Raw genomic sequence first — 26,546 nt, 5'->3', positions numbered from 1 at the left:
ATTCGCCGCCATTTGGTTAGACTTACCGAAAGCCAGTTGGCAGTGAGTAAACTATTTACAGAAAAGCCCGCAAAATAGCGGGCTTTTTAATGTTTTAGTGATAGCTTTTAGACTCAATTAATTAGCGCTTAAACTACCAGCTGCAGCAATAATGCCTTCAGCATCCAAACCGTGTTCTTTGTACATTTCTTGCTGCGTACCCTGAAGAACAAAGCTATCAGGTAGACCCAACATCTTCACTGTTTTTAACACGCCGTTTTGCTGCAAGTGCTCAAGTACTGCACTACCAGCACCGCCCATAATACAGCCGTCTTCTAGCGTAATAAGCGCGTTGTGTTCACTGGCTGCTTTTAAAACGGCATCGCCGTCTAACGGCTTAATGAAACGCATGTCGATAACGGTAGCGTCAAGGGCTTCTGCAGCTTCAAGCGCAAAGAGTAATAAACAGCCGAAGTTCAAGATAGCAACGCTTTCAGATTTATCTTTCGAGGTTTCTCGACAGGTACGTGATTTACCTATTTCAAGTTCCGCCATCGCCTCATCTGGCGTAATCCCCGTGCCAGCACCACGAGGATAGCGGACTGCAGCTGGTTTTTGTAGCTTGTGACCCGTATAGAGCATTTGGCGACATTCATTTTCATCTGAAGGAGCCATAACCACCATATTTGGAATACAGCGAAGGAAGGCGATATCAAACGCCCCTTGGTGGGTAGGGCCATCGGCGCCCACAATACCCGCTCTGTCTATAGCAAATAATACCGGTAAGTCTTGAATTGCCACATCGTGAATAAGCTGATCGTAAGCGCGCTGAAGGAACGATGAATAAATCGCAACAACCGCATTCATACCGTCTTTGGCAAGACCGGCGCCAAAGGTCACAGCATGCTGTTCGGCAATGGCAACATCGAAGTATTGTTCAGGAAAACGCTGGGAAAACTCAACCATGCCTGAGCCTTCGCGCATGGCAGGTGTTACAGCCATTAGTTTCGAGTCTTGCGCGGCCATATCACACAGCCACTTACCAAAAATAGCCGAGTAAGTAGGGGCAGAAGGCTTCGACTTTGGCAGGGCGTTATCTGCTGGATTAAATTTTGGCACCGCGTGAAACTTGATCGGGTCTTCTTCAGCAACGGCGTAGCCCTTTCCTTTCTTTGTTACAACATGTAGAAGCTGAGGGCCCTCAAAATTACGCATATTGCGAAGGGTATCGACTACAGCGTTCACATCGTGACCGTCAATAGGACCAATGTAATTAAAGCCTAACTCTTCAAAGATAGTACCAGGCACCACCATACCTTTAAGGTGCTCTTCTGCACGGCTGGCAAACTCTTTAATAGGTGGTACATTGCTTAACAGCTTTTTGCCGCCATCCCGTATTGAGTTGAAAAAATTGCCAGTAAGTAAGCGCGCAAGATGACTATTTAATGCGCCCACGTTTTCAGAAATAGACATTTCGTTGTCGTTAAGTACAACCACCATGTCTTTTTTGATATCGCCGGCGTGGTTAAGGGCTTCAAACGCCATACCTGCAGTCATTGCACCGTCGCCGATAACGGCCACCACTTTGCGGTCTTTACCTTCTTTTTCCGCTGCTACAGCCATACCCAAAGCGGCGCTAATCGATGTGGAAGAATGGCCCACGGCAAAGGTGTCATAGTCGCTCTCAGGCGGCCATGGGAAAGGATGCAGGCCATTCTTTTGACGAATGGTACTCATGCGCTCTGCACGGCCAGTAAGAATTTTATGAGGATAGGCTTGGTGCCCTACGTCCCACAACAAACGGTCAAAAGGTGTGTTGTATACATAATGTAACGCGACAGTAAGCTCTACCGTGCCTAAGCCGGAAGCGAAGTGACCACTGGTTTGGCTTACGCTATTAAGTAAGTACTCACGCAACTCATCGGAGAGCTCGCGTAATTTATCCTGGGGCAGTTGCCTCAATTTTTCAGGTGTTTGCGCAAGCGCAAGCGTTGGGTAATGTTGGAGATCTAAACTCATGTACTTATTATCTTTTTCAACATGGCGCGTGGCTAATGGTCACGTTTCACCAAAAGCTCGCTAAACGCAATTAAACTGTCGGTATTGTAGGGTAAACGCGTCAATGCTTGAAGTGCATTATTATGAAGCATTTCTAATTCTTGTTTAGCGCCAGCCATTCCGAGCTTGGCGGGAAACGTGTTTTTACCCAATGCTTCGTCTGACCCTGCCGGTTTACCTAATTTCTCGCTGCTGCCTTCAACGTCTAAAATGTCGTCTTGAACTTGGAAAGCTAGACCAATATCGGCGGCATAAGCCATTAAGTCAGTTTTAGTTTGTGGCAGTAAGCCTTCACTGACAATAGCGACCATTTCAACACAGGCTTTCAGCAAAGCCCCAGTTTTTAGCCTGTGAAGCTGTTTCAGTTCTTCTATCGAGATGGCTTTACCTGTACTGGCTAGGTCAATAGCCTGGCCACCACACATGCCTACGTAGCCAGCACTTTTTGCGAGCACAGACAATAACTGACCACGCTTTGTTTCGGCGTACGCACTTAGTGGCACATCGGCTAAAACCGTGAATGCGAGGGCTTGCAGCGCGTCGCCAGCTAAAATAGCCGTAGCTTCGTCAAAGGCGATATGGCAGGTTGGCATTCCGCGACGCAAGTCGTCATCGTCCATGGCGGGTAAATCGTCGTGCACTAATGAATAGGCGTGTACGCATTCAATCGCCATGCTAATGGCCATCTGGTCTTTTTTGGGCACGTCTAACGTGTTGCCAACAACCTGAACCAAAAGGGGACGCATGCGCTTACCACCAGCCAACAAGGCGTGGCGCATGGCGTCTTTTAGGCGTGGCGCGTAATCGGGTAAATCATCAATTAACGTAAGAAGAGATGCATCAGTTTGTTGTTTAACTTGTTGATGCAAAGCAGAAAAATTCATATATTGCCTGTTAGTTAAAAATGAACGAGTTACGGCTGTTCACTTTCAGGAAGAGTTTGAAGGGTTTCTTCGCCTTGTTCACTGAGTAGTATTTTTACTTTTTGTTCGGCGTTTTCGAGTGATTGCTGGCCTTGGCGGGACAGTGCAATTCCGCGCTCAAATTTTTCTAGTGCTTTATTCAAAGGCAGATCACCGTTTTCCATTTCGTTAACGATAGCTTCTAGTTCTGATAAAGTTTCTTCAAAAGACGCTGATGCTTTTTCTGTCGTCATAAAACACTCAATATAGTGGCCAAAATACATATATCGGGCACATTAACCGAGGGCTGCACAAGGGTCAAATGGTTTGTCCGTATATCGCCTATATCACTGCGACATAGCTTTTTTTTCACGCAGTTGAGCAAACAGGACAAACAGAAACTGTGCTATATTCGTGTTGGGTAGTTATATTACTTTTAAATGTGAGGTGACAGCGTGTGCCTAACGTGAACTCTATGAATAGGCAAACTCATCGTTTTTAAATGTATTGGGAAATGCGGGAGTTATTAACACGCTTCATAAATAACAAATAAATGTGATATTTTTCAATAATGTCGTTTTAGTATTTCTATCTCTTGCCGATAGAATTACTGTACATCAACAGCACTGTCTGCGCATAAATGGGGAAGAGTGAGTGGATTTAGCAACCGTCATAGGTATGTTGGGCGCTATTGGTTTCATAGTTATGGCTATGATTCTAGGCGGCAGTTTAGGCATGTTCATCGACGTCCAATCAATATTAATTGTATTTGGTGGGACCTTGTTCGTTGTTTTGTCACAGTTTACTTTAGGTCAGTTCTTCGGTGCAGGTAAGATCGCTGGTAAAGCCTTCATGTTCAAAATTGAATCGCCAGAAGAGCTTATTGAAAAAATTGTAGAGATGGCAGATGCAGCGCGAAAAGGTGGCTTTCTCGCCTTAGAAGAGGCGGAAATCTCCAATGAATTTATGCAAAAGGGCGTAGATATGTTGGTTGACGGCCATGATATAGAGGTGGTCAGAGAAACACTTGCTAAAGATATATCCATGACGTCAGAAAGACACGATTTCGGCGCATCATTTTTCAAAGGCATGGGCGATATTGCACCGGCTATGGGTATGATCGGTACCTTGATTGGTTTGGTTGCCATGCTATCAAACATGGATGACCCGAAAGCTATCGGCCCGGCAATGGCGGTAGCACTACTTACTACGCTCTATGGAGCTTTTTTCGCCAACGTTATTTGTTTGCCTATAGCTTTTAAATTGGCCGTACGGGCAGGAGAAGAGAAGCTCAATCAAAGTCTTGTTCTTGATGGTATTGTCGGCATCGCTGACGGTCAAAACCCGCGAGTTATTGAGGGTGTACTGAAAAACTATCTTGCTGCAAGTAAGCGTGGAAGCGCAGAGGAAGAGTAATGGCCGAAGAAGAATGCCCCAAATGCCCCCCCGAGGGGCTTCCAGCCTGGATGGGAACCTTCGCAGACTTAATGTCTTTGCTTATGTGCTTTTTTGTACTTTTGCTTTCATTCTCCGAAATGGACGTGCTCAAATTTAAGCAAATAGCGGGCTCAATGAAGTTTGCATTCGGTGTGCAAAACAAAATTGAAGTAAAAGACATTCCTAAAGGGACCAGTGTTATTGCTATGGAGTTTCGACCTGGTAAGCCTGATCCCACGCCAATTGAATCTATTCAGCAGCAAACCAACGAAATGACTCAGCAAATGCTAGAATTTCAGGCGGGAAATGAGGATTCAGCCGGCGGCAGGCAAAAGCAGCGCGGCGAACAACGGGGCGGTCAGTCTCAACAAACGGCTACTGAGTCATCCTCATCCGCTGAACAAAGCACTGACCAATCTCAAATGGCAGAATTGATGAAAAAAGTGGCTCAACAATTGGAAAAACAAATTTTAGACGGGTCGGTTGAGATGGAGTCGCTGGGGCAGCAGCTTACCATTCGAATTAGAGAAAATGGTTCGTTTTCCGCCGGCTCTGCTTTCTTACAGCCTCAGTTTCAGCCCGTATTACGAAAAATTGGTGTGCTGTTAGCAGATGTACCCGGAGAAATTGAGATTTCTGGGCATAGCGATGGTCAACATATTGCTAACGAGTTATATCGCTCAAACTGGGATTTATCATCACAACGAGCAGTAGCGGTAGCTGAAGCTATGCGGACAGCGCCTGGTTTTGATGAAAGCCGTATGTCTGTTGTAGGCAAAGCTGATACCAATCCCATTGTTGAGAATGCCACGACAGCGACTGATAGAGCGAAGAATCGCCGAGTGGAGATTAATATTAACCAAGGCAAACCAATGATATCCAAACCCATATCAGTGGTAGATGATTAATAGCTGTATGTGTATTGGGTGACTACCCATGAAAAACGGTGCTTAATGTAAGCACCGTTTTTTTTGGTTTTGGAACCTGTCCACGTTTCCATAACGCGGACAGACTACACTCTGGCTAGTTCTTCTCTGTACTGAGGTTTAGATATAACAAGTTGTACAGTGCTAATGGTTCTTTCTAGAAAGCCACCTTCGCAATATTTGAGGTAATAGGTCCACATACGCACAAAGCGCTCGTCGTAACCATCACTCAATAATTCATCTTTAGCCGAGATAAATGCTTCATACCAATGGTTTAGCGTTTTTGCATAGTCCACACCGATGTCGTGTAAGTCACGGATCATCATATTCGTGTACTTTTTAAGGTGTGCATTTAACTGGTATTGCGATGGTAAAAAACCACCCGGGAAAATGTATTTCTGTATGAAGTCTACGCTGTTTGAGTAGCTGTCATAACGTCTATCGTCAATGGTTATTGACTGAAGTAACATAAGACCGTCGTCTTTTAAAAGAGAAGCACATTTTTCGAAAAAGTTACCTAAATACTCTTTGCCCACGGCTTCAATCATCTCAATGGAAACGAGTTTGTCGTATTTACCTTCAAGCAAGCGATAATCTTTTTTAAGTAAGGTAATTTTACTTTCTAGTCCTTCCCGTTCAATCCAATCTTTCGCCCATGCGTGCTGCTCTTCTGAAATAGTAGTGGTGGTGACACTGCAGCCATAATGTTTCGCAGCATAAACTGCAAGGCCGCCCCAGCCAGTGCCTATTTCTAAAAGGTGGTCTGCTTCAGAAAGTTGTAATTTGTCACAAATGGCTTTTAGTTTGTAATTCTGCGCGTCGTTAAGCGTTGCATTTGCATCTGGGTATATTGCTGATGAATACATCATTGTGGGGTCGAGAAAGCGGGTGTAAAGCTTATTGCCCAAATCATAATGCGCTTCAATGTTCTTTTTAGCTTGGTCTTTCGTATTTCGACGCGCAAAATGCTGAATTTTATTGATGGGCATGGTTAGCCACTTAAACTTATTTTCCCACTCATCTAGGGTGGGTAAGTTCCGCGCGAAAATCCTTACTACAGCTGTTACATCGTCACTGTCCCACAACCCATCCATGTACGCCTCTCCAGCGCCAACACTGCCGCCAAGTAACAACTGTCGATAGGCTTGCATATCTTTGATATTTACCGTAGCGCGCAAGTCACTCTCGTCTGTGCCGAAACGCGCAACGACATCGCCATTTTCTTGAATAGTTAAGCGACCAAATGGAAGCTGATTTAAACACTTCAAAAATAGTGTTCTACAAGTTTTATCTACGAAAGAGACCTCTGAGGTGGTCAGTAGTACAGATTCACCGAAAGACATTGTTATTGTTCCTGACTCTTTTCTGGGTGTGTGTATAGTGGCGTTCGTTTCAGCAATAGCTTAAGCGCGTGCCAATAAATTCCGGCCACGGTTTTTATTGTCATACTGGGTATACGTTTAAGTGCGGCAGATAGATTCGCATTATCTAAAGTAAATTTAGTCAAATTAATCCCAGCGCTAAATTCTTTGTCTTCTCTTACGCAATCCATCGCTAAAGAAAGTCTAGACGAAGGCTGAGAAATCGACCATTTATAGGTCATATCCATAGGGTTGAAAGGCGACACGTGAAAAGCCTTAGGTGTATCGGCTTGAGTTTCTAGGTTTACAAGATAGTGATGGCGTTCATTCCATGGAGTATTACTCACTTCAGCTAGCATATGAGTATATTTACCCTCAGCGTTGCGTAGGTAGTAAAAATTAACTGGGCTAAAATAAAGCCCCCACATGCGTAATTGCCCCAACATAAAAACGTCACCGTTGAGTGCTTTACCACCGTTTAACTCGGTCATCCTTTCTAAAACCGCTTGTTTCAATGAAATAGAAGTGTCGCCTAGATAGTCTTCTCTTTTAAAGCGAACCCTTGCCTTATTGCTCGCACTGAAGTGTTTTAACTGACTAGATAAGGCGTCAAGTTCGTCGGTATCAAGCTTCAGCCAAAACAGATAAATATCATAGTCAAATTTATGTTGTGTCGGCTTGAAACGTTGGTGATATACCTTACCTTTATATATCGCGCTTTCTATCACAGGGTTTCACCAAAACGAGCACAAACGTCTAGTGCACTGGTAACGCCATCTTCATGAAAGCCGTTGTACCAGTAGGCACCACAGAAATGTAAGTTATCTACGCCGCAAATTTCACTTCTACGTGACTGCGCTTCAACCATGTTGGCGCTATACTGAGGGTGAGCGTATTGGTAGCTTCGTAAAATACTCTTCTCGTCAATTTCAGGCGTATTATTCAACGTTACACAATAAGTATTCTCTGCTTCTAACCGTTGAAGAATGTTCATATTGTAGGTAACAGAGGCGGGGCGGGCTTCCTCGCTTGCATCCTCTTTTAAACTATAATTCCAACTCGCCCAAGCTAATTTCCTTTTAGGTAGTTGGCCTGTGTCTTTATGCATTACTACATCGTTTTCAGCATACGGAATATTGCCAAGAATATCTTTGTGCAGTGAAGTAGGGGATTGAATCATTTTTAACGCTTGGTCACTGTGACTCGCAAACACTACATGGTCGAACGTTGCAACAGCACCAGATGAATCGGTAACTTCCCACTTATCATCGCGTTTGGCCACAGAAACTACAGCCGTAGATAATTTAATCTTGGACTCAAATGGTGCAATCAGTGGCGGAATGTACTGACTAGAGCCACCTTTAATTGTGTACCACTGTGGCCGGTCAGTAATATTGAGCAAGCCGTGATTATTGAAGAATTGCAGGAAGAAAGTTAATGGGAATTTTCTCGTTTGTTCCAGGCTACTAGACCAAATAGCGGCGCACATAGGCAGTATATAGTAGCGCGCGAAGTCATCGCTTAGCCCTAATTCTTTAATAATATCTTCCAGCGTCAATGAAGACGTGTCGCGCTTTTCAGCCACCATGGCTTTACACGCTTTGTTAAACGTCAGAATGTCTTTAACGATGCGCCAAAACTTAGGTCGAAAAATATTGCGCCGCTGTGCGAATAAACTATTTAAGTTATTGCCGTTATATTCAAGGTTTGCTTTTTTACTCATCACAGAGAAGCTCATCTCTGTTGGTTGGTAGTCAACGTTTAACTGAGTAATAAGCTTTATAAAGTTAGGGTATGTCCAATCATTGAAGACAATAAAGCCAGTATCGATATGATGGGTTTCGCCATTATCCTTTATCTTTTTGGTAGCAGTATGGCCACCAATGTAGTCGTTTGCTTCGTAAACCGTAATATCGTTCTGTCGATTTAAAAGGTGTGCGCAGGTTAACCCTGAAATACCTGTGCCTATGATGGCAATCTTGTTATTCATTTTTACTTCTCTTATTGTTTTTCTCTCATGGCCAAGGATAAACGCTTTTGAATTGGTGTAGGCAATATGTGCATAAAGCGCAGGATAAGCCCAAAGAATCGAGGGAAGAAAACGGTCTGCTTGTTGCTTTCTATCCCTTTAAGCATAGCCTCGGCAGCTTCTTCTGCACTAATTTTCATTGGCATTTCGAAGTCATTCTTATCCGTAAGGGGTGTTTCAACAAAACCTGGTGAGACGGACTGTACTTTCACCCCTTTATGGTGAAGGTCGACTTCTAAAGACTTGGTAAAATAGTGAAGAGCAGCTTTACTCGACCCATAGGCTTGGGTTCGAGTGAAAGGTAATAGACGGGCCATACTGTCGACAATGACCAGTTTGTCGCCACCTTTCAATCGTGGAAGAAGTGCGTTAACACAGTGAACTACGCCGAAGAAATTAGGCTCGAAAACACGCCGGAACATGTCTGGCTCGAAATCCTCAAGGTCTACATATTCACAAGTACCAGCATTAAGTACAGCAATATCAAACTTAACATTTGCTAACGCTCGCTTTGTATCTTCTAAATCTGACACATCAAACTGGCAACCGCTAACATTGCTATATTTGCTAAGCTTATCGAGGGCTTCTTTGTTTCTTCCACACGCAATGACACTATACCCATTATCGGCACACTTGATTGCTAGTGCTTTACCTATTCCAGACGTTGCGCCAGTAATTAAGATACTCTTCATTTTGCCAGCTTCCCTTTTATCTTTTTGATTATAAAACCTAAGATAGGTACGTGCTCGTAGACCATTTCGCCCAAATCGTAATAATCTTTGTGGTAGATGATGATGTCACCGTCAACACCAAGTTGTGTTGTACCGTCTAGCGTGATCTTTTTCGCATTATTTTTTAGTACGAGGGTCATTGTCCAATTTACAACGTGAGTGACATTAGAGTGAGATGAGGAAATCTGTTGCGAGCAGGTAAAAATGTCCGCTATATCAAATTTACAGCTTTCTGCCTGGGTTAGAAGGTTAGCAAAGTAGTTTTTCACTTCACCAATGCCACGATGTGTAGTGATTGGATCTGTAAATAAAACGTCGTTAGCGTATATTTTTTCTAAGTCCACTGGAGAGATTTGACATATATCTGTGTAAATTTTACAAAAGCGTGCAATGACATCCATTCAGCTTCCTTAACGTCGAAGTGGTATGATGAAAAAAACAATTTGCTGCCAAATTCTGTTTGGTCTTGTTGTGACTTCATTGAATATCGGACCGCAAGTCTATGATCTAAAATCTGTTAATGTTGTTAGATAAACCTTAACTTACATTAAACGACGTTCTCAAGATCATGTTTTTCAGATTATTAGTGAAAAATTTTCCCATTCGATCCTATTTGTACTCAGTTGCGTAATAATTTTCGTGTTTTTGGAAGTGTCGAGTATGAGTGTAGAACGTTTTCCCTTATTTCCTTTATCTGCGCACCTTTTGCCTGAAGGCAGAATGGCTTTGCGTATTTTTGAGCCTAGATATGTGCGCATGGTTAAAGAGGCATGCGCCGAAAATAAAGGCTTTGTGATGTGTATGCTAAATGCAAACGGTGACAAGAATTCAAACGAGCATATTCACAAAATAGGGACATATGCACAGGTTGTCGACTTCGATATGCTTGATGATGGGTTGCTTGGCATAAAGGTTGCTGGTTCTCATTTAGTTGAGGTGAGTAACATCGAGGTAGAGCACGATGGTCTTCGCACTGGTAGTTGTAAAGTTTTAGAACCTTGGCAGTGTGAATTAGCTCCTCAACAAATAGCGCCTATGGACGAGCGGCTTAAAGAAATATTTGGAAATTATGAAGAACTGGCAGCGTTGTATGAATCACCGAAATTTGATTGCCCCAACTGGGTATTAAATCGATGGTTGGAGTTACTGCCAGTAGATGGCTCGCAAAAGCAGCATTTTTTAGCGCAAAGAGAATGTACTAGTTTGGTAAATTACCTCTCTGCACTGATCGCTTGATAATTAGAGTTGATCTTGAGATTAAAAATTCGTAATCCAATATTCGCGAATTTCGCAAACGTTTTAAGTCAGAACGCCGTAGAATGATACAACCAAAACGGAAAAGCGGACGAATCTTATGTTAGTTGGAATTCCTTTGGAACAAAGTAACAGCACAATCAAACCTAAAGAGTGTGCTACCGAAATGTCTGATTACCTAGTGGCGGTTGCTGACGCCAGATGCAAACGTTCATTTGCTCGAGTGTTCAATTATTTTGCCCCCCGTCTTCGTTCATATGCTTTAAAGCAAATGGGTAATGAAGCATTGGCAATGGAGTTGGTGCAGGACACAATGTCAAACGTGTGGCAAAAAGCACACCTTTTCAACGCTGAGAAAGGGTCTCCATCGACATGGATATTTACCATTGCGCGTAACATACGTTTTGACATGCTGCGTAAATTGCAGAATAGAAAAGAAGATGTATGTTCTGATGATTTGTGGCCGGTGCTTTGCGAGCAAACGGCAGACGCTAATGAGGCGCCGCTTGACGAGCAGGTAACATTGGAGCAAATTGGTCATTTATTTGAATCACTGCCTGTAAAGCAAAAAGCGGTAGTTGAAGCCATCTATATTGATGGTAAGTCTCAACAAGAAGTTGCCGATGAACTTTCTATTCCCTTAGGTACAGTAAAGTCACGTACACGTTTGGCACTTCAACGATTAAAGGTCATGTTAAACGACAATGATTAGGTTTCACCCCAGTGCCCAACAGCTTAAAGATTTCGTTGAGGGCACTCTGTCACCTGCTGTATCTTTGATGGTTTCGGCACACTGCGATATGTGTCCGAAGTGCCAACAATTCGTTGAGATTGAGACAGAAAGTTTAGCTGCACAAATGATGTCAGCTGTAAGTGAGAATGCTTTCGCGACTTCCGATGCTTCGCTTCAGTTTGGCGATATGTTTTCACAAATCACCCAACTCCCACAATCACCAGAGGGCGGTGTTGATACTGTCAACGCTTCTGAATATCGAGAGACGTTTAAAAGTTCTCGTCCACCATCCAAAATTGAAAAATCGCATACTATTGAATTGGATGGGAGAAAGTTCACTTTACCCAGAACCCTTCATCGGTACATTGACAAGACTGGAAATTGGTCAAGTTTAGTCGGTAAGCTATGGCAGGCTCCGGTTGATTTAGGTAATCAGGGCGTAGCTAATTTTATCTTTATGGGCGGTGGCGGCAGTGTGCCAGAGCATACTCATCGTGGAACCGAGTACACGCTAGTTATCGATGGCGAGTTCAGTGACGGGCTCAGTCGTTACGATACCGGCGATTTTATTTTCATGGATGGTGAAAAGACCCATACGCCGAAGGCAGAAGGAAAAGACGGTTGCTTAGTATTTAGCATTGTAGATCAGCCATTACATTTCACATCCGGTTTAGCGAGGCTATTAAATCCATTTAGCCATCTTTTTTTCCGCTAAACTTATACCAATCGCTTAATAAGAAAAAACGCACCGAAGTGCGTTTTTTTATTTAATTATTCATGTTTAATAGTCGTTCGCGCTTTGAGTCTGCCTCGACTAGCTAATAAACTCGCTGTCCGGGTAGTTCAGTCTAAGTGTCTTCATTGCATTATCACGAAGCTCTGTAAGACCAAGCTGCTCGTAGCTTGAAACCATGATTTCTAAGGCTTGTTGGACCTGCGTAGTGTTAGGAAAGTGCTCAATAACATAGCGGCCACGGTTGGCAGCAGCAACATAAGCCTCTCGTCTCATATAAAAACGTGCAATAGCAATTTCATAGCGTGCCAAGCGATCTTTAATATGAACCATGCGCTGCTTTGCATCAGCGGCATACTTGCTGTCTGGATACTGCTGAATCAAACGACGAAAGTCTTCAAACGCTGCGCGGGATTTTGATGGGTCTCTGTCCGTACGATCAATGTTCATTAACTCTTGGAACAGGTTGCTATCTGATTCCATATTAGTTAAGCCACGCATGTAATACGCGTAGTCTACATCAGAATGGTTCGGGTTAAGGCGAATGAATCTGTCGATAGTGGCAAGCGTCTCTTCATTCTTACCCGACTTGTAGTAGCTGTAAATAAGATCTAGCTGTACTTGGTGCGACAAAGGACCAAACGGGTAACGAGAATCTAGCGCACTTAACGTTTGAGCAGCAGCGCTAAAGTTACCCACTTCCATGCTCTGCTTTGCTCTGTCATACAGTTGCTGCGCACCCATGTTAGCTAAAACTGCTTTCTCTTCTTGATCTGAAGAACTACATCCTGCGACAGATACCATAGCACCCAATAGAACGGGAGCCAGTAGACGAAATGATTTCATAATAATTCTATTTTCCTGCTAAACAGTTTAATACTTCGCTGTCTAAGCTCATGTGTTAAACAACAACACTTTAATTGCATTCTAACGTACTAACGACGAGAAAAACCATACAAAAACGTAAACAAGGCAGTGTACAGCGTGAATACTTGTTATAATACCCTTTTTTAGACGTAATCAATGGTGTTATGACACAGTCGCCGAACACAATACAACTAGAAGCTTCAACGGAAGCTGCGCATTTTGGTTTACGGTTAGATCAGGTTTTGGCTGATTTGTTCCCTGAATATTCTCGTTCTAAGTTAAAAACTTGGATTCAAGAAGGGAATGTTGCGGTAAATGGTGAAGTAATCACTGTCCCACGACACAAAATGCAAATGGATGAACTCATTACTGTACAAGCCGAAATGGATGTGCAAGTAACAAGTGTTGCGCAAGACATTGCGCTAGATATTGTTTACGAAGATGAGCACATCTTGGTAATAAACAAACCTGCTGATTTAGTCGTGCATCCTGGCGCGGGAAATCCGAGCGGTACAGTGCTTAATGCATTGCTAAATCACTATCCCGAAATTGACAAAGTTCCCCGTGCAGGCATTGTCCACCGTCTCGACAAAGACACTACAGGCTTGATGGTAGTGGCAAAAACAATACCTGCGCAAACGCATCTTGTTGACCAACTCCAGCGCCGTGAGATGAGCCGTGAATATGAAGCCATCGCACTAGGTACTATGGTTGCGGGTGGTATTGTAGATGAACCTATTGGCAGACATGCCACAAAGCGCACGCATATGGCAGTTCGCGAAATGGGTAAACCTGCGGTAACCCATTTCCGTGTTATTGAAAAGTTCCGTGCGTATACGCACCTGCGATTGAAGCTTGAAACCGGTCGTACACACCAAATTCGTGTACACATGGCGCATATAAAACATCCGCTACTAGGTGATCAGGTTTACGGCGGGCGTCCGCGTTTACCTAAAGGCGCATCCGAGGAGTTTATCGCAGCACTTCGTGGTTTCCAGCGACAGGCATTGCACGCCGCTCAGCTTTCACTATTTCACCCTGAAACTGAAGAATGGATGACGTGGAAAGCACCACTGCCTCAAGATATGCAGGACTTGCTTAAAGCAGTCAAAAAAGACACAACGGACAATCCGCAAGATATGCTCTAACTAGGGAGTAGGTTTTATGACATTGTCAGATGCAAATTCACCTATTTCATCTACGCTGGATTTGATTACGCCAGCGTGGTCTTGCCCTTCTAACATAGTCGCTTATACAACGACAAGGTTAGGGGGCGCTAGCATGGGGGATTTTGCAGGCTTAAATGTCGGCGCGCACGTGGGGGATGATCTCTTATTAGTTAAAGCCAATAGAAGCTTTCTCCCACACAGTGAAAAGATCACGTGGTTAGAACAAGTGCACAGCAACCACGTAGTGTCATTGCCAAGCGCTGATACCACCGCGGATGCAGCGTACTCTTCCTCTGTTTCACACTTTTGCGCTGTAATGACTGCTGACTGTGTGCCCATCTTATTATGTGATGAGAGTGGTCAAGAGGTGGCAGCAGTACATGCGGGATGGAAAGGGCTTGAGACTAATATTATCAGAAATGCGGTTGGGCAATTTAGCTGCGATGCCAATAAAATCATGGCTTGGATAGGTCCTGCAATAAGCGGTGCTTGCTATGAAGTAGACGCAAATTTAGCTAATAGATTTCGTCACATAGATGGCGCGATTGCCAATAGTAATAAAAAAGGGAAGTACTTATTAGACTTACCTCTAGTGGCACAGATGCAATTGCAGCAAACAGGTGTAGAAAATATTACTCAAAGTAATCTTTGCACTTACTCTGATGAGCGACGCTTCTATTCACATCGAAGAGCAAACCATCAAAACAAACGCACGACGGGACGGATGGTAAGCGTAATAGGGCTGCTTTAGATTGTTTAGGAAAAAAGGCAGCTGTTTTCAGTCTCATCAAACATTTGCGCTAAATCAAACTTCTTACAGTATTTGTTATCTTTTTGGCTAACTTTTCAATCTCATACTTGAATCGCAATTGAGCAGCCTACATAACTAGAACATAAAGAATACCATTACGCATAGATCATTACCCACTCTGCGAGAGTTAAAATGTTCGTAGTTGCGGCGTGTTAACGCAGGTATAGTTGTTCACTTATTAGGTTGAGATTATGAGACTAGACCGATTTACCAGTAAATTTCAGCTCGCGATATCCGATGCTCAATCACTCGCATTGGGGCGAGATCATCAATATATTGAACCTGTCCATCTAATGACCGCCATGCTGAATCAGCAAGGTGGTTCAGTACGCCCGTTGCTTGATCAAGCTAACATTAATGTTAACGCGCTTCGTTCTGCTTTGAGTCAGGCCATTGAACGCCTACCTCGAATCGAAGGCATTGGAGGTGATGTTCAGTTAAGCAAAGACAGTGGCATTTTACTTAATCTTTGCGACAAGATTGCTCAGCAACGAAAAGACGAATATATAACGTCGGAGATCTTCGTGTTAGCAGCCCTTGAAGATAAAGGGCGATTGGGTGAGATCCTTAAAAGTTTGAATATCACCAAAGACACCATTGAAGGCGCTATCGATGATATGCGTGGCGGACAGAAGGTGACAGACCCTAACGCTGAAGATGTGCGCCAGGCCCTTGAAAAGTACACTACAGACTTAACCGAGCGAGCGGAACAAGGCAAGCTTGACCCAGTGATTGGGCGTGATGACGAAATTCGTCGTACCGTTCAAGTTCTGCAGCGCAGAACCAAAAACAACCCCGTACTTATTGGTGAGCCTGGTGTGGGTAAAACCGCCATCGTTGAGGGATTAGCGCAGCGCATCATTAACGGCGAAGTACCTGAAGGCTTAAAGAACAAGCGCGTTCTTGCCCTAGATATGGGCGCGTTAGTGGCCGGGGCTAAATACCGCGGTGAGTTTGAAGAACGTTTAAAGGCCGTTCTTAACGAATTGGCTAAAGAAGAAGGCCGCGTCATTCTATTCGTTGACGAACTGCACACAATGGTAGGTGCAGGGAAAGGCGATGGCGCCATGGATGCTGGGAATATGCTTAAACCGGCGCTGGCACGCGGTGAACTTCACTGTGTGGGGGCAACCACGCTAGATGAATATCGTCAGTATATTGAAAAAGACGCTGCGCTAGAGCGTCGTTTTCAGAAAGTATTGGTTGAAGAGCCAAGCGTAGAGGACACTATTGCTATTCTTCGAGGCTTAAAAGAGCGTTATGAGCTTCACCACTCGGTAGACATCACGGATCCTGCCATCGTTGCAGCGGCGAGTTTGTCACATCGTTATATTAGTGACCGTCAATTGCCGGATAAAGCCATCGATCTTATTGATGAAGCGGCCTCTAGCATACGTCTGCAAATAGACTCAAAGCCTGAGGATATGGATCGATTAGAGCGCCGTATCATCCAGCTTAAGTTAGAAGAGCAAGCGCTTGCTAAAGAAACAGACCATGCAAGCCATAAGCGCCTTGAAATGATTGAGCTAGAGCGTGAGCAAGCAGAAACTAAGTATGCCGAGCTTGAAAAAGTATGGCTAGATGAAAAAGATGCCATGCAGGGCACCCAAACCATCAAAGGGGAGCTGGAACAAGCAAAGCTTGATTTAGAAATTGCTCGCCGAGCATCTGATTTGAATAGGATGTCGGAGCTTCAGTATGGCCGTATTCCTGAGCTTGAAGCCAAGCTTGAGCAAGCGGCAGAAAATGAAACCCGCGAAACCACGTTACTTAAAAATAAAGTAACGGACATCGAAATTGCTGATGTGCTCTCTCGTTGGACGGGGATACCTGTAGCGAGAATGCTAGAAGGCGAGCGCGAGAAGCTGTTGCGCATGGAAGATGTGCTTCAGAAACGGGTTGTAGGGCAAGAAGAAGCCGTTGAAGCAGTATCAAACGCTATTCGACGTTCACGTGCTGGGCTTGCCGATCCAAACCGGCCTATTGGCTCATTCCTATTTTTAGGGCCAACTGGCGTGGGTAAAACTGAGTTGTGTAAAGCTTTGGCCGGCTTTATGTTCGATACTGAAGATGCCATGGTGCGTATCGATATGTCTGAGTTTATGGAAAAACACTCGGTCGCTCGCTTAGTAGGAGCGCCTCCTGGCTATGTTGGCTATGAGGAAGGTGGCTACTTAACCGAAGCGGTGCGTCGCAAGCCTTACTCGGTCATTTTGTTGGACGAGGTTGAAAAGGCACATCCAGATGTATTCAACATTCTACTTCAGGTGCTGGATGACGGCAGGCTGACTGATGGACAAGGCCGCACTGTAGATTTCAAAAATACGGTTGTGATCATGACGTCTAATTTGGGTTCGGATATCATTCAAGATAACCATAACGAAAGTCAGTATGACGATATGAAAGCATCGGTGATGAGCGTAGTAGGGCAGCATTTCAGGCCCGAGTTCATCAACCGTGTGGATGATATTGTGGTATTCCACCCATTAGGCAAAGAGCAAATTAAGTCTATTGCTAAAATTCAGCTTGCCTCGTTGCGTGCAAGGCTTGCTGAAAAAGGGTACAAACTGACCTTGTCTGCCGCAGCCATGGACAAGTTAGCCGATGCAGGTTTCGACCCTGTGTTTGGCGCCCGTCCGCTTAAGCGTGCGATACAAGTGCAGGTGGAAAATCCACTCGCCCAGCAACTGCTAGCGGGCGAATTATTGCCTGAGTCCACTATTCGCATAGATGCAGACGAAAGCGGACTATTTGTAGTAAGCAGTTAATCAGAAAACCAAATCTTTAACTCAAAGGCACTGGAAACAGTGCCTTTTTTATTGCTTTGTTATTGCCTTGGCGCTGTCTTTTCCTTTACTTTATTCTGCTAAGTAATTTCAGCAAGAGTGTTAGGAGTCATACATGGAAACAGCCCCAATTGTTAACGCATTTAAACGCGTACTCGGGGAAAGCCACCTTGCCGTTGGAAAACGTCAAACTGAGCACTATCGCAAAGGATGGCGCTCGGGCGAAGGTGAGGCATTGGCCGTACTGTTTCCAAACACGCTCAAGCAATATTGGGAAGTACTAAAGGTTTGCGTTGAATATAATTGCATCATCATTATGCAGGCCGCTAAAACGGGTTTGACTGAAGGTTCTACACCAAGCGGAAGTGATTACGATAGACCTGTGGTGGTTATTAACACCTTAGCCATGGATGATATCGTCCTAATAAACGATGGTAGCCAGGTGTTGAGTTTTCCTGGTGCAACCTTGTTTAAGCTTGAGAAAATGCTAAAGCCCCTTGGCCGCGCGCCACATTCGGTGATTGGCTCTTCGTGTTTGGGGGCGTCTATTGTGGGTGGTGTAGCTAATAATTCTGGCGGCGCATTGGTTAAACGAGGCCCCGCTTATACGGAGTTGTCGTTATTCGCTCAAATAAGTGCTAACGGTGAACTAAAGTTGGTTAATCACTTAGGGATAGACTTGGGTGAAACACCTGAAGAAATTATCGGAAATCTTTATTCTGGCAACTTTCCAAAATCTCTACCTGAAACCAGTATGAAAGCGTCAGCCAGTGACTATGAAGAAATTGTTCGAGATGTTAACGCTAACACCCCCAGTCGCTTCAATGCCGACCCATCAAGACTTTATGAAGCCAGTGGCTGTGCGGGCAAAATTGCCGTTTTCGCCGTGCGCTTAGACACATTTGAAGTGCCTAATGAAGAACAAACGTTTTATATCGGTACAAACGATGCTGATGTTCTTACCCGTATCCGCAAAGATATTTTGTCGACGTTTAAACACATTCCCGAAGTTGGCGAATACCTGCATAGAGAGATGTTTGATATTGCGGATGTGTACGGCAAAGATACCATATTAAGTATTGAGCGTTTAGGAACTGATTCACTACCTAAAATGTTTGCACTAAAAGGGCGGGTGGATGCTGTGCTTAACAAACTGCCTTTTATGCCTCGCTATTTAAGCGACAGAGTTATGCAGTTTGGCAGTAAGTTTTTCTCTGACCAAATCCCCGCAAGTTTAAGAGCCTACCGAGACAAATACGAACATCATCTTATTCTTAAGATGAGTGATGGCGGTATTGAAGAGGCGAAAACACTTTTAGCCAAGCTTTTTAAAGAAGAGAAGCTTGATGGCGACTACATTACTTGTGACGAAGAAGAAGCATCTAAAGCCTTTTTACTTCGCTTCGCAGCGGCAGGTGCCGCGGTGCGCTATCAAATGATGCATCATAAACAAGTAGGGGATATTTTAGCGTTAGATATTGCCTTGCGCCGCAATGACGAATTTTGGGTAGAAGCGTTGCCTGAGCACATAGCCAAAAATGTTGAAAAGCCGCTTTATTACGGTCATTTCTTTTGTCACGTTTTTCATCAAGATTACATACTGAAAAAGGGCAGCGACCCCAAAAAAGTAAAAGCAGATATGTTGGCATTATTAGATAGTCGCGGCGCTAAATATCCTGCCGAGCATAATGTTGGGCATTTGTATAAAGCAGAAAGCACTCTACAGCAGTTCTACAGAGAGCTAGACCCTACCAATACCTTTAACCCAGGCATCGGTAGGATGGAAAAGCACAAACGCAATTGCTCGTGCTGTCTTTAGCTGCACGCGAAGAGAGCCTTATAGGCTCTCTAATAATGTTCTAGCCTGCGGACGTCGAAAGAATGGGCGTTCTACGTTTACTGCATACTCTAGCTCTTTTTTCGCTTCCTCAATTCTATTGAGTTTTGCAAGCGTGTAGCCAAGGTGATAGCGAATGTTAGGGTCGTTCGCGTCTCTTGCGAATGCGTCTCTAAGCATTTTAAGACTACCCTCATAATCTCCCTGTAGCGCTTTAATATGCCCAAAGGTGTCTAGTATTTTCGAAGAGTTAGGCTGCAGCTCATATGCTTGCCGCGCATAGTTTCTCGCGGTAACCAGAGACTTTTCGATATGCATTATCGCTAAACGATTAAAGGCTTCGGCTGGATTAAGTAGGTTGGGCTCTTCAATTAGCTCTTTATACAGTGCTGTTGATTCCTCGAACTCTTGTATAAAGAAAAGGTACTGAGCCAGCAGATTTTTCGCCAGCAAATTGTTTTCATTTTCGTTCACCAATTTGCGGGCAGTATTTAAAAATACATCAACGAACTGCTCGTTTAATGCGTAGTTGTAGATCGCAATAAATGCCTGTGCAAAAGAAGCGTCGACTTCTAGCGCTTTTTGGAAAGCGTTAATCGCGCTTTCGTTATTACCTTTATTTGCAGCTAATCTTCCTTTCAGAAAATGGTAAACCGGGTTTTGCTGCTGGTTTGCAGGAATAGTCGCTAACAACGACTCTGCTTTATCGTTTTTCTGTAAATCTAACAATAAGCTGGTATAGCGCAATGTAACAAATGTATTTGTATTGGCTATTTCGTACGCGCGAGTCATGGCGTTTAACGCGCCCTCGTTATCACCAATATTTCGGGCTTGGTCGGTATAAGCGATAAGCTTTCCAGCATCGTCGTTAATAAAGTTTCTTACAATGCTTAGCGTTTTTTCCGCATCTGCACGCTGATTATTTGATAGCTGAAGCGCAGCTTTACGAAGAAGGTAGTCAGCGTTGTCGAAGTCATCTTTAATGAGTAGGTCTAAGTGATACAGTGCGTTCTTAGTGTCGCCCTGTTGCTGATACAAAGAAGAAACGCGTTCCCTAGCACCGATATTCGACGGCGTAAGTGTTAGTAAATCGAGATAGATTTGCTTTGCTTCCTCTACCTTGCCTGCTTTAGTCAGGTTAAACGCTTTTAGCATCAACGTTTCATTATGCTGTGGTGACAAGGTAAGAAGTTCTTCAATCAATTGGTTAGAAGTTTCTACGTTGCCCAGGCGGCTTTCTGTCGCCGCCAAATTAAATTTTGCAGGAAAGAGGGTAGGGTTCTGCGCCAGCGCTTTTTCAATATTGGTTTTAGCTTCTTGTAACTGACCTTGTCTAATCAAAATGCCAGCTTTAAGGTTGTATACTTCAGCTTCGTCAGGAAAAAGCTTGCTTAGTAAATTTGCGCCTTTCAAAGCATTATCAAACTGCTGAGCCTGTAAGTTCATTAATGAATAAGTGAATAGAAAACCTGCGTTATCTTTGTAGGTCGGCAGATTTTTTTCAAGAATTGATAGCGCTTCGTCCTGTTTACCTCTGGCAGCCATCAATTTGATTTTAAACAGCTGAAGTTTGTTTTCATTCGGATACTTATATTCAAGGTTTTGCAACAAGCGCTCAGCTTTAAACGCTTTGTTTTGGCGAATAAACAAGTCACCTAGAAGAAGTGCTGAGTCAGGGTCTTCCATTAACGCATCTTGATGACGTTCAAGCAGGGCAAGTGCTTGTTTGTCTTGCTGTGTTGCCATGTAGACTTGGCTTAGCATTAATACAGCCTGGAGGTCATCAGGCTCCTGTTGCAAATAGCCATTAAAGTCTTTTGCGGCCGTTTCCATGTTGTTATTAAAGAAGTTTGTTAAACCACTTATGTACAGCAACATGGGTTGAGAGGTTATCAGCTCAGGGTCGAGTTGCGCCATAAAATCATTAAGCTCTTTTAGCTTCTCGTTATCGATAGCTTGCTGGTTGTCTCTACTTTGTAGCCAACTGTTGAGTAATATGGCTAACGGATCGTTAGGTGTATCCTCAATAATTTCATCAACGAATAGTTTAGCCGTATCATAGTCTTTCGCTTCTAAATACAAGTCAACTAGATTACGCAGGGCAATAGGGTCATCGCGGTTAAACGTCAGGGCTTTTTGTAAATGTGCGGTTGCGGCGTCTTTATCGCCTTGTCGGTATGCGAGCTGTCCTTTCAAACGCCATGTGATAGCGTTTTCTGGTTCTAACGACATGGCTTTGTTTATAAGAGACGTTGCTTTGGCTAAATCTTCATTTTGAAGGGCAATAGAGGCTAGACCATTAATAGCAGGCACGAAGTTAGGCGTACGGGAAACTATGGTGTTGTAGTCACGTAAGGCGCATTGCTCATCTTCCAATCTAATACAAGCTGTTGCTCGTATCATCAGCCACTCGCGCTCTGCATCACCCGACAGCTTGTTTAAATCAGAAAACTCTACAACCTCTTTGTATTTGTTCAAGAACAACCATGTGTTGCCAAGCGGCTCTGCAAGAAGGTTAATATCGGCACCCATTTCAAGCGCTTCTACGAACTCCATCTCGGCCGCGGTTAGGTAGCCGTTTATAAGCAGTATTTCACCCATTAGTATCTTTGCAGCTAGATTTTCAGGGTCTTTCTGTAAGCTATTTTTCAGGTGGATATAGGCTTCGTCGTACTCGTTTTGATTAAACGCAGTAAGCGCTTTTTCATAGTCCTCTGACGTAGTAGCAAAACTGTTGAAAGCGATTAATGAAGAGGCAACTGCAGAGACAACGGCGCGTTTTACAACACGCTTTTTATTATTAAAAAAATCCATATTAACCTTCAATACATAGCCAAGCTGCTGGCTGAAAAATAGCATAAAAAAAGGTGGCCTAAGCCACCTTATAAAGATACGTGTTTTCTAAGCGTTTTTAAACAATTAAACGCGACGCTTACGTCTGTAAAGCACAAGACCCAAACCTAAGCTCATTAGTGCTAGGGCACCTGGTTCGCTAACTTCTGTAGGAGGCTGCGTTGTTTTTTGCTCTAACCCAACAGTAAGTGATGAAAGTTTAAAACCTACATCGTTTATAGAGCCGCTTGCGCTTTGGCCGAATACAGTATTGTAGGCGCCAACAAGCCAATACTTAGCGGCGGTCAGTTTCTTTGTGAATGAAGATTCATAATAGTTATCTGAATTTTTTGTTTCGCTAATGTCGAAATGGCCAAGTGCCCCACCAATTACGGTGTCACTTACATCTGACCACGTAAAGTCACTAGTGCCAGTAAACAAAGCGTTCGCGCTTTTATAGTCGAGGCCAGCAACAGTGACATCGTTTGTCTCGCCGCCATCGTAGTAATTTGCAGAGAAAGTACCGCCTGTTAAGACGACTTCTTGGTCAAATGAAAGTAGGAGCATGTCAAAGTCTCTAGTTCCCCCATCCCACACATTATCTATCGAATGACTATCTTTATAGGTGATGCCTTGGTAGTAAGCTTTATCGGCATTTCTGATTCCCAAACCGTATGCCTCAGAACCAGAAACACAATTGTCGTAACCATCATTTAAACAATTGGTATGACCAGTCATTGATGCACTTTTCACTGAGGTATCTTCAGTACCTTCATGCCATTCTCCAGTGTTGTTATTATACCAAGCGGTGTGACTACCTGTATCACTCCATGCAGAAACTGAAACCTTTACGTTAATGCCGTCGATTAAAATACCTTGAGAAGCATCTGTGCTGTTATGGATATTGGTAGTGTTTTTAACGCCACTACCGCTTACCAGCGTGTAAGTGGCTTCTTCTAACGCTCTATCGCTAGCATATATGTTCCCACTAAGCGGTAGGAGAAAAAGAGGAATGCTTAAAATTTGTTTCAATTTCATTTTTGGACCACAAATACTATGAAAACACTATATTGTCTTTTAGCATTTACTGTGCCATTTTTTATGTTGTTGAATTTTAAGGGGTATTTTGGGGGGTGTTCGGTCTTAGTAAAAAAAACTGACAGATAATACCACCTGTCAGTGATCTAAAGTCTAATTTCTTCAAATGGTTTTCTTGCGGCGCCACATGACGAATAGCGAACAAGCCATAAGTAGGCCGATGGTACCAGGTTCAGAAACTTCAGTGGTATCTGGTGTACCGGTTGTTTCTGTGACAGAGAAACCAATATTGGCTAGTTTGAAAGCGTCGTTGTTAAATTTTCCACCAATATCGCCAAATACAGTGTTGTACGCACCCACTAACCAATATTGGGCCGACTCTGTGAACGTAAAGTCAGCGCGGTGATCTAAATATTCACAGCTCTCAATATCGAACGAGGCTGACGTTAGGGCATCTTCAACAATATCACTCCACGTGTTTACACCAGAGGTTAGTTTCGCCGTATTACTAAGCGCCGCTACCGACACTTGACTATCTTTACTATTATATAGCCAAGAAAAGCTAGCGCCGGTAAGCGTTACCGCAGAATTAAACGATAGCAACACAAAATCATAATCGCGTTCTACGTTTGTGAATCTATAGTAGTCCGAGTTATCGCTACCACTGGAGAAGTAATTTAAGTTATCAATGGCGTGGTCAGCATTGCCGCGGTAATTTGATTCATCATTATTGGTAACACCATAAGCCCACTTGTCAGATATTTTCTCTAGCTTCGCGCCGGCTACGGTTTCTCCAGTAATTCCCTGCGTATCAGAAAAGGCAGACATATTTATATTTAGTCCGTCTATTTGAACAATGGAATCATTTGTCGCGGAGTTCTGGGTTACTTTGTTATCTACCAAATCATAATTGTATTCGCCTAACGGTGAATTGCATACTTTGCTTTGTTCTGATGTTTGACTTGACGAACCGCAGTGAGAATAACTCTTTTTAGTATAATAGTAGGTGGCATATACTGAGCTAGCACTCAACATGGATAGCAAAGCCGTGGAGACTAGTAATACAGACTTCAAAGAAAAGGTTTTTGGAAGTATTAGCATAATTGCTTTCCTATAAAAGAAGCGCTTGTCGCTTCTAGTACCGACTAAGATAGCTGTGCACCTCTAGATGTGGAACATACTTAGTCAATACCTAATTTCAACATGGACTTGTATGATATATGAACGGTGACCTATTTAAGGTATGTTGCCGTATACCTAGTTATTAGAGTCAGTTGAAGGGATACGTCAGGCGACTGAGCTTTCTAGGAAGAGCTGCTAGTAATGTCGGCGATAGAGTATCGACTATTCTTTGCATAATTAAGCTGGGTAAGAATATGCAGGTAAAGACGCTGTATTTTTACTTTGCTATGCGTTCACGCATATCTATGAAATAATTAACGCAATTGTATATGTAGAAGTACGAGGACATATGTCTGATCAAAAACGTAAAGGGATATACTTACTTCCCAATTTGTTAACAACAGCCGGTTTGTTTTCTGGTTTCTTTGCTGTTGTTTCGTCAATGAACGGTAGGTTCGAAGCCGCGGCAGTGGCTATCTTTGTTGCTATGATTTTTGATGGCTTAGATGGTCGCGTGGCAAGAATGACAAATACACAGAGCGACTTCGGTGCTGAGTTTGACTCTATGGCCGATATGGTTTCTTTCGGTGTAGCGCCTGCACTTGTTGCTTACAACTGGGGTTTGACTGAGCTGGGCAAGTTAGGCTGGCTAGCAGCCTTTATATATGTAGCAGGTGCAGCGCTTCGCTTGGCTCGTTTTAATACGCAGGTGGGCATTGCTGACAAGCGCTTCTTCCAAGGGCTTGCAAGTCCTGCAGCAGCAGCTGTTGTTTCTGGCCTTGTATGGGTAGGTGTAGAATATGACGCCGTGGGTACTGATTACGGTTTTATTGTTGCTGCAGTAACTGGCTTAGCTGGGCTATTGATGGTCAGTAACTTTAAGTACAACTCTTTTAAAGAGGTAAACTGGCACGGCAAGGTTCCATTTGTTGGGCTGCTTTTAGTACTACTTATATTTGTTGTTGTTGCAACAGAACCTGCTTTGGTATTGTTCCTTGTGTTTGCGCTATATGCACTTGCCGGACCTATTAATACTTTCCGTACCGTTGAGAAAGTAACGTTAGACGACGTAGTGGGCGATCACGAAGAAGATGCGGACTTTAATGCTGATCAAAAGAAAAGCAACGAAAGTGTAGACAATAAGCAGGAATAATTACGTATTAATAATTAGATGTCTTCGTTCAATAGTATAAAGGAAATGCCTTTTTGAAATGATAGAAGAAGGATATTCAGGCTTGAACGCATGCTAAATGTACGAATAGATTAAAAAGCGACCGAACGGTCGCTTTTTTTATATTTATTTAAAAAAGGGTGTTGACGATGTGTCAGGAATGCGTAGAATGCGCGCCTCCTCAACAGGGAACAGCAAAACGCTAACAACTGATGAGGATGTCAAAAACCAAGTTTAAAAATAAATAAACAAAAGTTGTTGACAAAAAAAAGATGCGCTGTAAGATACGCATCCGCTTCGGGAGAGGCAGCTAGCAAATGCTAGCAACGTTCTTTAACAATTTAGACAAGACAATCTGTGTGGGCACTCGTTAAGAGTGTCACAACGACGATTCATATTTCGATATATTTAATTGAAGAGTTTGATCATGGCTCAGATTGAACGCTGGCGGCAGGCCTAACACATGCAAGTCGAACGGTAACAGGAAGTGCTTGCACTTCGCTGACGAGTGGCGGACGGGTGAGTAATGCTTGGGAACTTGCCTTTGCGAGGGGGATAACAGTTGGAAACGACTGCTAATACCGCATAATGTCTTCGGACCAAACGGGGCTTAGGCTCCGGCGCAAAGAGAGGCCCAAGTGAGATTAGCTAGTTGGTAAGGTAAAGGCTTACCAAGGCGACGATCTCTAGCTGTTCTGAGAGGAAGATCAGCCACACTGGGACTGAGACACGGCCCAGACTCCTACGGGAGGCAGCAGTGGGGAATATTG

General features: G+C 43.7%; 22 protein-coding genes and 1 rRNA gene. 11 read left to right on the top strand and 12 right to left on the bottom strand.

Annotation, left to right across the window (positions count from 1 at the left end):
• Nucleotides 1–117: 117 nt before the first annotated feature.
• The 3 genes from dxs to xseB are packed head-to-tail and all read right to left on the bottom strand — an operon-like array spanning nt 118 to nt 3,193.
• Entirely contained in the window at nt 118–1,998 is a 1,881-nt protein-coding gene (gene dxs / locus ACXAGV_RS00115; protein ID WP_474870807.1) for a 1-deoxy-D-xylulose-5-phosphate synthase, read from the bottom strand.
• 32 nt (nt 1,999–2,030) lie between these two features.
• Nucleotides 2,031–2,921 (bottom strand): farnesyl diphosphate synthase, encoded by an 891-nt coding sequence (locus tag ACXAGV_RS00110; protein ID WP_474870805.1) that lies wholly within the window; start codon nt 2,919–2,921, stop codon nt 2,031–2,033.
• A gap of 29 nt (nt 2,922–2,950) precedes the next feature.
• On the bottom strand, nt 2,951–3,193 hold the full coding sequence (gene xseB / locus ACXAGV_RS00105; RefSeq protein WP_136782332.1) for an exodeoxyribonuclease VII small subunit: 243 nt from the start codon (nt 3,191–3,193) through the stop codon (nt 2,951–2,953).
• A 400-nt stretch (nt 3,194–3,593) separates the two neighbouring features.
• Between xseB and pomA the strand changes: the two genes are divergently transcribed.
• Together pomA and ACXAGV_RS00095 are read left to right on the top strand one after the other, a co-directional pair.
• Nucleotides 3,594–4,355, top strand: coding sequence for a flagellar motor protein PomA (gene pomA, locus ACXAGV_RS00100; RefSeq protein WP_039217062.1), 762 nt, complete (start codon nt 3,594–3,596; stop codon nt 4,353–4,355).
• Nucleotides 4,355–5,284 carry a flagellar motor protein MotB gene (locus ACXAGV_RS00095; RefSeq protein ID WP_474870802.1) on the top strand — a complete coding sequence of 310 codons (930 nt, stop codon included), beginning with the start codon at nt 4,355–4,357 and terminating at the stop codon, nt 5,282–5,284. Before pomA ends, ACXAGV_RS00095 begins: the two co-directional genes overlap by 1 nt.
• Before the next feature lie 104 nt (nt 5,285–5,388).
• On the opposite strand, the gene ACXAGV_RS00090 is transcribed toward ACXAGV_RS00095, so the two are convergent.
• The 5 genes from ACXAGV_RS00090 to ACXAGV_RS00070 are packed head-to-tail and all read right to left on the bottom strand — an operon-like array spanning nt 5,389 to nt 9,824.
• Nucleotides 5,389–6,645, bottom strand: a complete 1,257-nt coding sequence (locus tag ACXAGV_RS00090; protein ID WP_474870800.1) for a class I SAM-dependent methyltransferase — start codon at nt 6,643–6,645, stop codon at nt 5,389–5,391.
• A gap of 2 nt (nt 6,646–6,647) precedes the next feature.
• On the bottom strand, nt 6,648–7,391 hold the full coding sequence (locus ACXAGV_RS00085; RefSeq protein WP_474870798.1) for a DUF1365 domain-containing protein: 744 nt from the start codon (nt 7,389–7,391) through the stop codon (nt 6,648–6,650).
• Nucleotides 7,388–8,653 carry an NAD(P)/FAD-dependent oxidoreductase gene (locus ACXAGV_RS00080; protein ID WP_474870796.1) on the bottom strand — a complete coding sequence of 422 codons (1,266 nt, stop codon included), beginning with the start codon at nt 8,651–8,653 and terminating at the stop codon, nt 7,388–7,390. Before ACXAGV_RS00080 ends, ACXAGV_RS00085 begins: the two co-directional genes overlap by 4 nt.
• Nucleotides 8,654–8,664: 11 nt before the next feature.
• Nucleotides 8,665–9,384, bottom strand: a complete 720-nt coding sequence (locus ACXAGV_RS00075) for an SDR family NAD(P)-dependent oxidoreductase (protein WP_474870794.1) — start codon at nt 9,382–9,384, stop codon at nt 8,665–8,667.
• Nucleotides 9,381–9,824 (bottom strand): nuclear transport factor 2 family protein, encoded by a 444-nt coding sequence (locus tag ACXAGV_RS00070; protein ID WP_474870792.1) that lies wholly within the window; start codon nt 9,822–9,824, stop codon nt 9,381–9,383. Before ACXAGV_RS00070 ends, ACXAGV_RS00075 begins: the two co-directional genes overlap by 4 nt.
• Before the next feature lie 259 nt (nt 9,825–10,083).
• Here ACXAGV_RS00070 and ACXAGV_RS00065 point away from each other — a divergent pair, with 259 nt between their 5' ends.
• The 3 genes from ACXAGV_RS00065 to ACXAGV_RS00055 all read left to right on the top strand — a co-directional run bounded on the left by ACXAGV_RS00065 (nt 10,084) and on the right by ACXAGV_RS00055 (nt 12,125).
• Nucleotides 10,084–10,659 carry an LON peptidase substrate-binding domain-containing protein gene (locus ACXAGV_RS00065; protein ID WP_474870790.1) on the top strand — a complete coding sequence of 192 codons (576 nt, stop codon included), beginning with the start codon at nt 10,084–10,086 and terminating at the stop codon, nt 10,657–10,659.
• A gap of 118 nt (nt 10,660–10,777) precedes the next feature.
• The gene (locus tag ACXAGV_RS00060) at nt 10,778–11,389 is read left to right on the top strand and encodes a sigma-70 family RNA polymerase sigma factor (protein WP_179983974.1); all 612 of its coding nucleotides are present in this window, start codon (nt 10,778–10,780) and stop codon (nt 11,387–11,389) included.
• Nucleotides 11,382–12,125, top strand: a complete 744-nt coding sequence (locus ACXAGV_RS00055) for a ChrR family anti-sigma-E factor (RefSeq protein WP_474870788.1) — start codon at nt 11,382–11,384, stop codon at nt 12,123–12,125. Before ACXAGV_RS00060 ends, ACXAGV_RS00055 begins: the two co-directional genes overlap by 8 nt.
• Before the next feature lie 99 nt (nt 12,126–12,224).
• On the opposite strand, the gene ACXAGV_RS00050 is transcribed toward ACXAGV_RS00055, so the two are convergent.
• Complete coding sequence (locus tag ACXAGV_RS00050; protein WP_334059724.1) at nt 12,225–12,989, bottom strand: outer membrane protein assembly factor BamD; 765 nt, start codon at nt 12,987–12,989, stop codon at nt 12,225–12,227.
• A 185-nt stretch (nt 12,990–13,174) separates the two neighbouring features.
• On the opposite strand from ACXAGV_RS00050, the gene rluD reads away from it, so the two are divergent.
• From rluD to dld, 4 genes are all read left to right on the top strand, one after another.
• A complete protein-coding gene (gene rluD / locus ACXAGV_RS00045) occupies nt 13,175–14,158 on the top strand; it encodes a 23S rRNA pseudouridine(1911/1915/1917) synthase RluD (RefSeq protein ID WP_474870786.1) in 984 nt (327 codons plus the stop codon).
• Between the two features lie 16 nt (nt 14,159–14,174).
• A complete protein-coding gene (pgeF, locus tag ACXAGV_RS00040; RefSeq protein ID WP_474870784.1) occupies nt 14,175–14,930 on the top strand; it encodes a peptidoglycan editing factor PgeF in 756 nt (251 codons plus the stop codon).
• Between the two features lie 251 nt (nt 14,931–15,181).
• Nucleotides 15,182–17,758, top strand: coding sequence for an ATP-dependent chaperone ClpB (gene clpB, locus ACXAGV_RS00035; RefSeq protein ID WP_474870782.1), 2,577 nt, complete (start codon nt 15,182–15,184; stop codon nt 17,756–17,758).
• A 133-nt stretch (nt 17,759–17,891) separates the two neighbouring features.
• Complete coding sequence (gene dld, locus ACXAGV_RS00030) at nt 17,892–19,595, top strand: D-lactate dehydrogenase (protein ID WP_474870780.1); 1,704 nt, start codon at nt 17,892–17,894, stop codon at nt 19,593–19,595.
• An 18-nt stretch (nt 19,596–19,613) separates the two neighbouring features.
• On the opposite strand, the gene prsT is transcribed toward dld, so the two are convergent.
• The 3 genes from prsT to xdp1 (ACXAGV_RS00015) all read right to left on the bottom strand — a co-directional run bounded on the left by prsT (nt 19,614) and on the right by xdp1 (ACXAGV_RS00015) (nt 24,584).
• Nucleotides 19,614–22,472, bottom strand: coding sequence for an XrtA/PEP-CTERM system TPR-repeat protein PrsT (gene prsT / locus ACXAGV_RS00025; protein WP_474870778.1), 2,859 nt, complete (start codon nt 22,470–22,472; stop codon nt 19,614–19,616).
• A gap of 60 nt (nt 22,473–22,532) precedes the next feature.
• Nucleotides 22,533–23,483 (bottom strand): exosortase-dependent surface protein XDP1, encoded by a 951-nt coding sequence (gene xdp1 / locus ACXAGV_RS00020; protein WP_474870776.1) that lies wholly within the window; start codon nt 23,481–23,483, stop codon nt 22,533–22,535.
• A 162-nt stretch (nt 23,484–23,645) separates the two neighbouring features.
• Nucleotides 23,646–24,584: an exosortase-dependent surface protein XDP1 gene (gene xdp1, locus ACXAGV_RS00015; RefSeq protein ID WP_474870774.1), complete on the bottom strand. Its 939-nt coding sequence runs from the start codon at nt 24,582–24,584 to the stop codon at nt 23,646–23,648.
• A 370-nt stretch (nt 24,585–24,954) separates the two neighbouring features.
• Here xdp1 (ACXAGV_RS00015) and pssA point away from each other — a divergent pair, with 370 nt between their 5' ends.
• The gene (pssA, locus tag ACXAGV_RS00010) at nt 24,955–25,758 is read left to right on the top strand and encodes a CDP-diacylglycerol--serine O-phosphatidyltransferase (protein ID WP_474870770.1); all 804 of its coding nucleotides are present in this window, start codon (nt 24,955–24,957) and stop codon (nt 25,756–25,758) included.
• Nucleotides 25,759–26,185: 427 nt separating this feature from the next.
• Nucleotides 26,186–26,546: ribosomal RNA gene (locus ACXAGV_RS00005) — 16S ribosomal RNA — on the top strand; the annotation flags it as partial.

This window comes from Alteromonas sp. ABH4_453, from assembly GCF_056160665.1.
Note: the sequence above shows the minus strand (reverse complement) of the source record. Positions and strands in the feature narration are given on the sequence as shown.

Bases quoted from the DNA above. Each gene is read 5' to 3' on its own strand.
- xdp1 (WP_474870776.1), bottom strand. From the start codon at position 23,483: ATGAAATTGAAACAAATTTTAAGCATTCCTCTTTTTCTCCTACCGCTT.
- ACXAGV_RS00080 (WP_474870796.1), bottom strand. From the start codon at position 8,653: ATGAATAACAAGATTGCCATCATAGGCACAGGTATTTCAGGGTTAACC.
- prsT (WP_474870778.1), bottom strand. From the start codon at position 22,472: ATGCTATTTTTCAGCCAGCAGCTTGGCTATGTATTGAAGGTTAATATG.
- ACXAGV_RS00060 (WP_179983974.1), top strand. From the start codon at position 10,778: ATGTTAGTTGGAATTCCTTTGGAACAAAGTAACAGCACAATCAAACCT.
- pssA (WP_474870770.1), top strand. From the start codon at position 24,955: ATGTCTGATCAAAAACGTAAAGGGATATACTTACTTCCCAATTTGTTA.
- pgeF (WP_474870784.1), top strand. From the start codon at position 14,175: ATGACATTGTCAGATGCAAATTCACCTATTTCATCTACGCTGGATTTG.
- dld (WP_474870780.1), top strand. From the start codon at position 17,892: ATGGAAACAGCCCCAATTGTTAACGCATTTAAACGCGTACTCGGGGAA.
- ACXAGV_RS00065 (WP_474870790.1), top strand. From the start codon at position 10,084: ATGAGTGTAGAACGTTTTCCCTTATTTCCTTTATCTGCGCACCTTTTG.
- rluD (WP_474870786.1), top strand. From the start codon at position 13,175: ATGACACAGTCGCCGAACACAATACAACTAGAAGCTTCAACGGAAGCT.
- ACXAGV_RS00075 (WP_474870794.1), bottom strand. From the start codon at position 9,384: ATGAAGAGTATCTTAATTACTGGCGCAACGTCTGGAATAGGTAAAGCA.
- ACXAGV_RS00110 (WP_474870805.1), bottom strand. From the start codon at position 2,921: ATGAATTTTTCTGCTTTGCATCAACAAGTTAAACAACAAACTGATGCA.
- ACXAGV_RS00070 (WP_474870792.1), bottom strand. From the start codon at position 9,824: ATGGATGTCATTGCACGCTTTTGTAAAATTTACACAGATATATGTCAA.
- ACXAGV_RS00050 (WP_334059724.1), bottom strand. From the start codon at position 12,989: ATGAAATCATTTCGTCTACTGGCTCCCGTTCTATTGGGTGCTATGGTA.
- ACXAGV_RS00090 (WP_474870800.1), bottom strand. From the start codon at position 6,645: ATGTCTTTCGGTGAATCTGTACTACTGACCACCTCAGAGGTCTCTTTC.
- xseB (WP_136782332.1), bottom strand. From the start codon at position 3,193: ATGACGACAGAAAAAGCATCAGCGTCTTTTGAAGAAACTTTATCAGAA.
- ACXAGV_RS00095 (WP_474870802.1), top strand. From the start codon at position 4,355: ATGGCCGAAGAAGAATGCCCCAAATGCCCCCCCGAGGGGCTTCCAGCC.
- ACXAGV_RS00055 (WP_474870788.1), top strand. From the start codon at position 11,382: ATGATTAGGTTTCACCCCAGTGCCCAACAGCTTAAAGATTTCGTTGAG.
- clpB (WP_474870782.1), top strand. From the start codon at position 15,182: ATGAGACTAGACCGATTTACCAGTAAATTTCAGCTCGCGATATCCGAT.
- dxs (WP_474870807.1), bottom strand. From the start codon at position 1,998: ATGAGTTTAGATCTCCAACATTACCCAACGCTTGCGCTTGCGCAAACA.
- xdp1 (WP_474870774.1), bottom strand. From the start codon at position 24,584: ATGCTAATACTTCCAAAAACCTTTTCTTTGAAGTCTGTATTACTAGTC.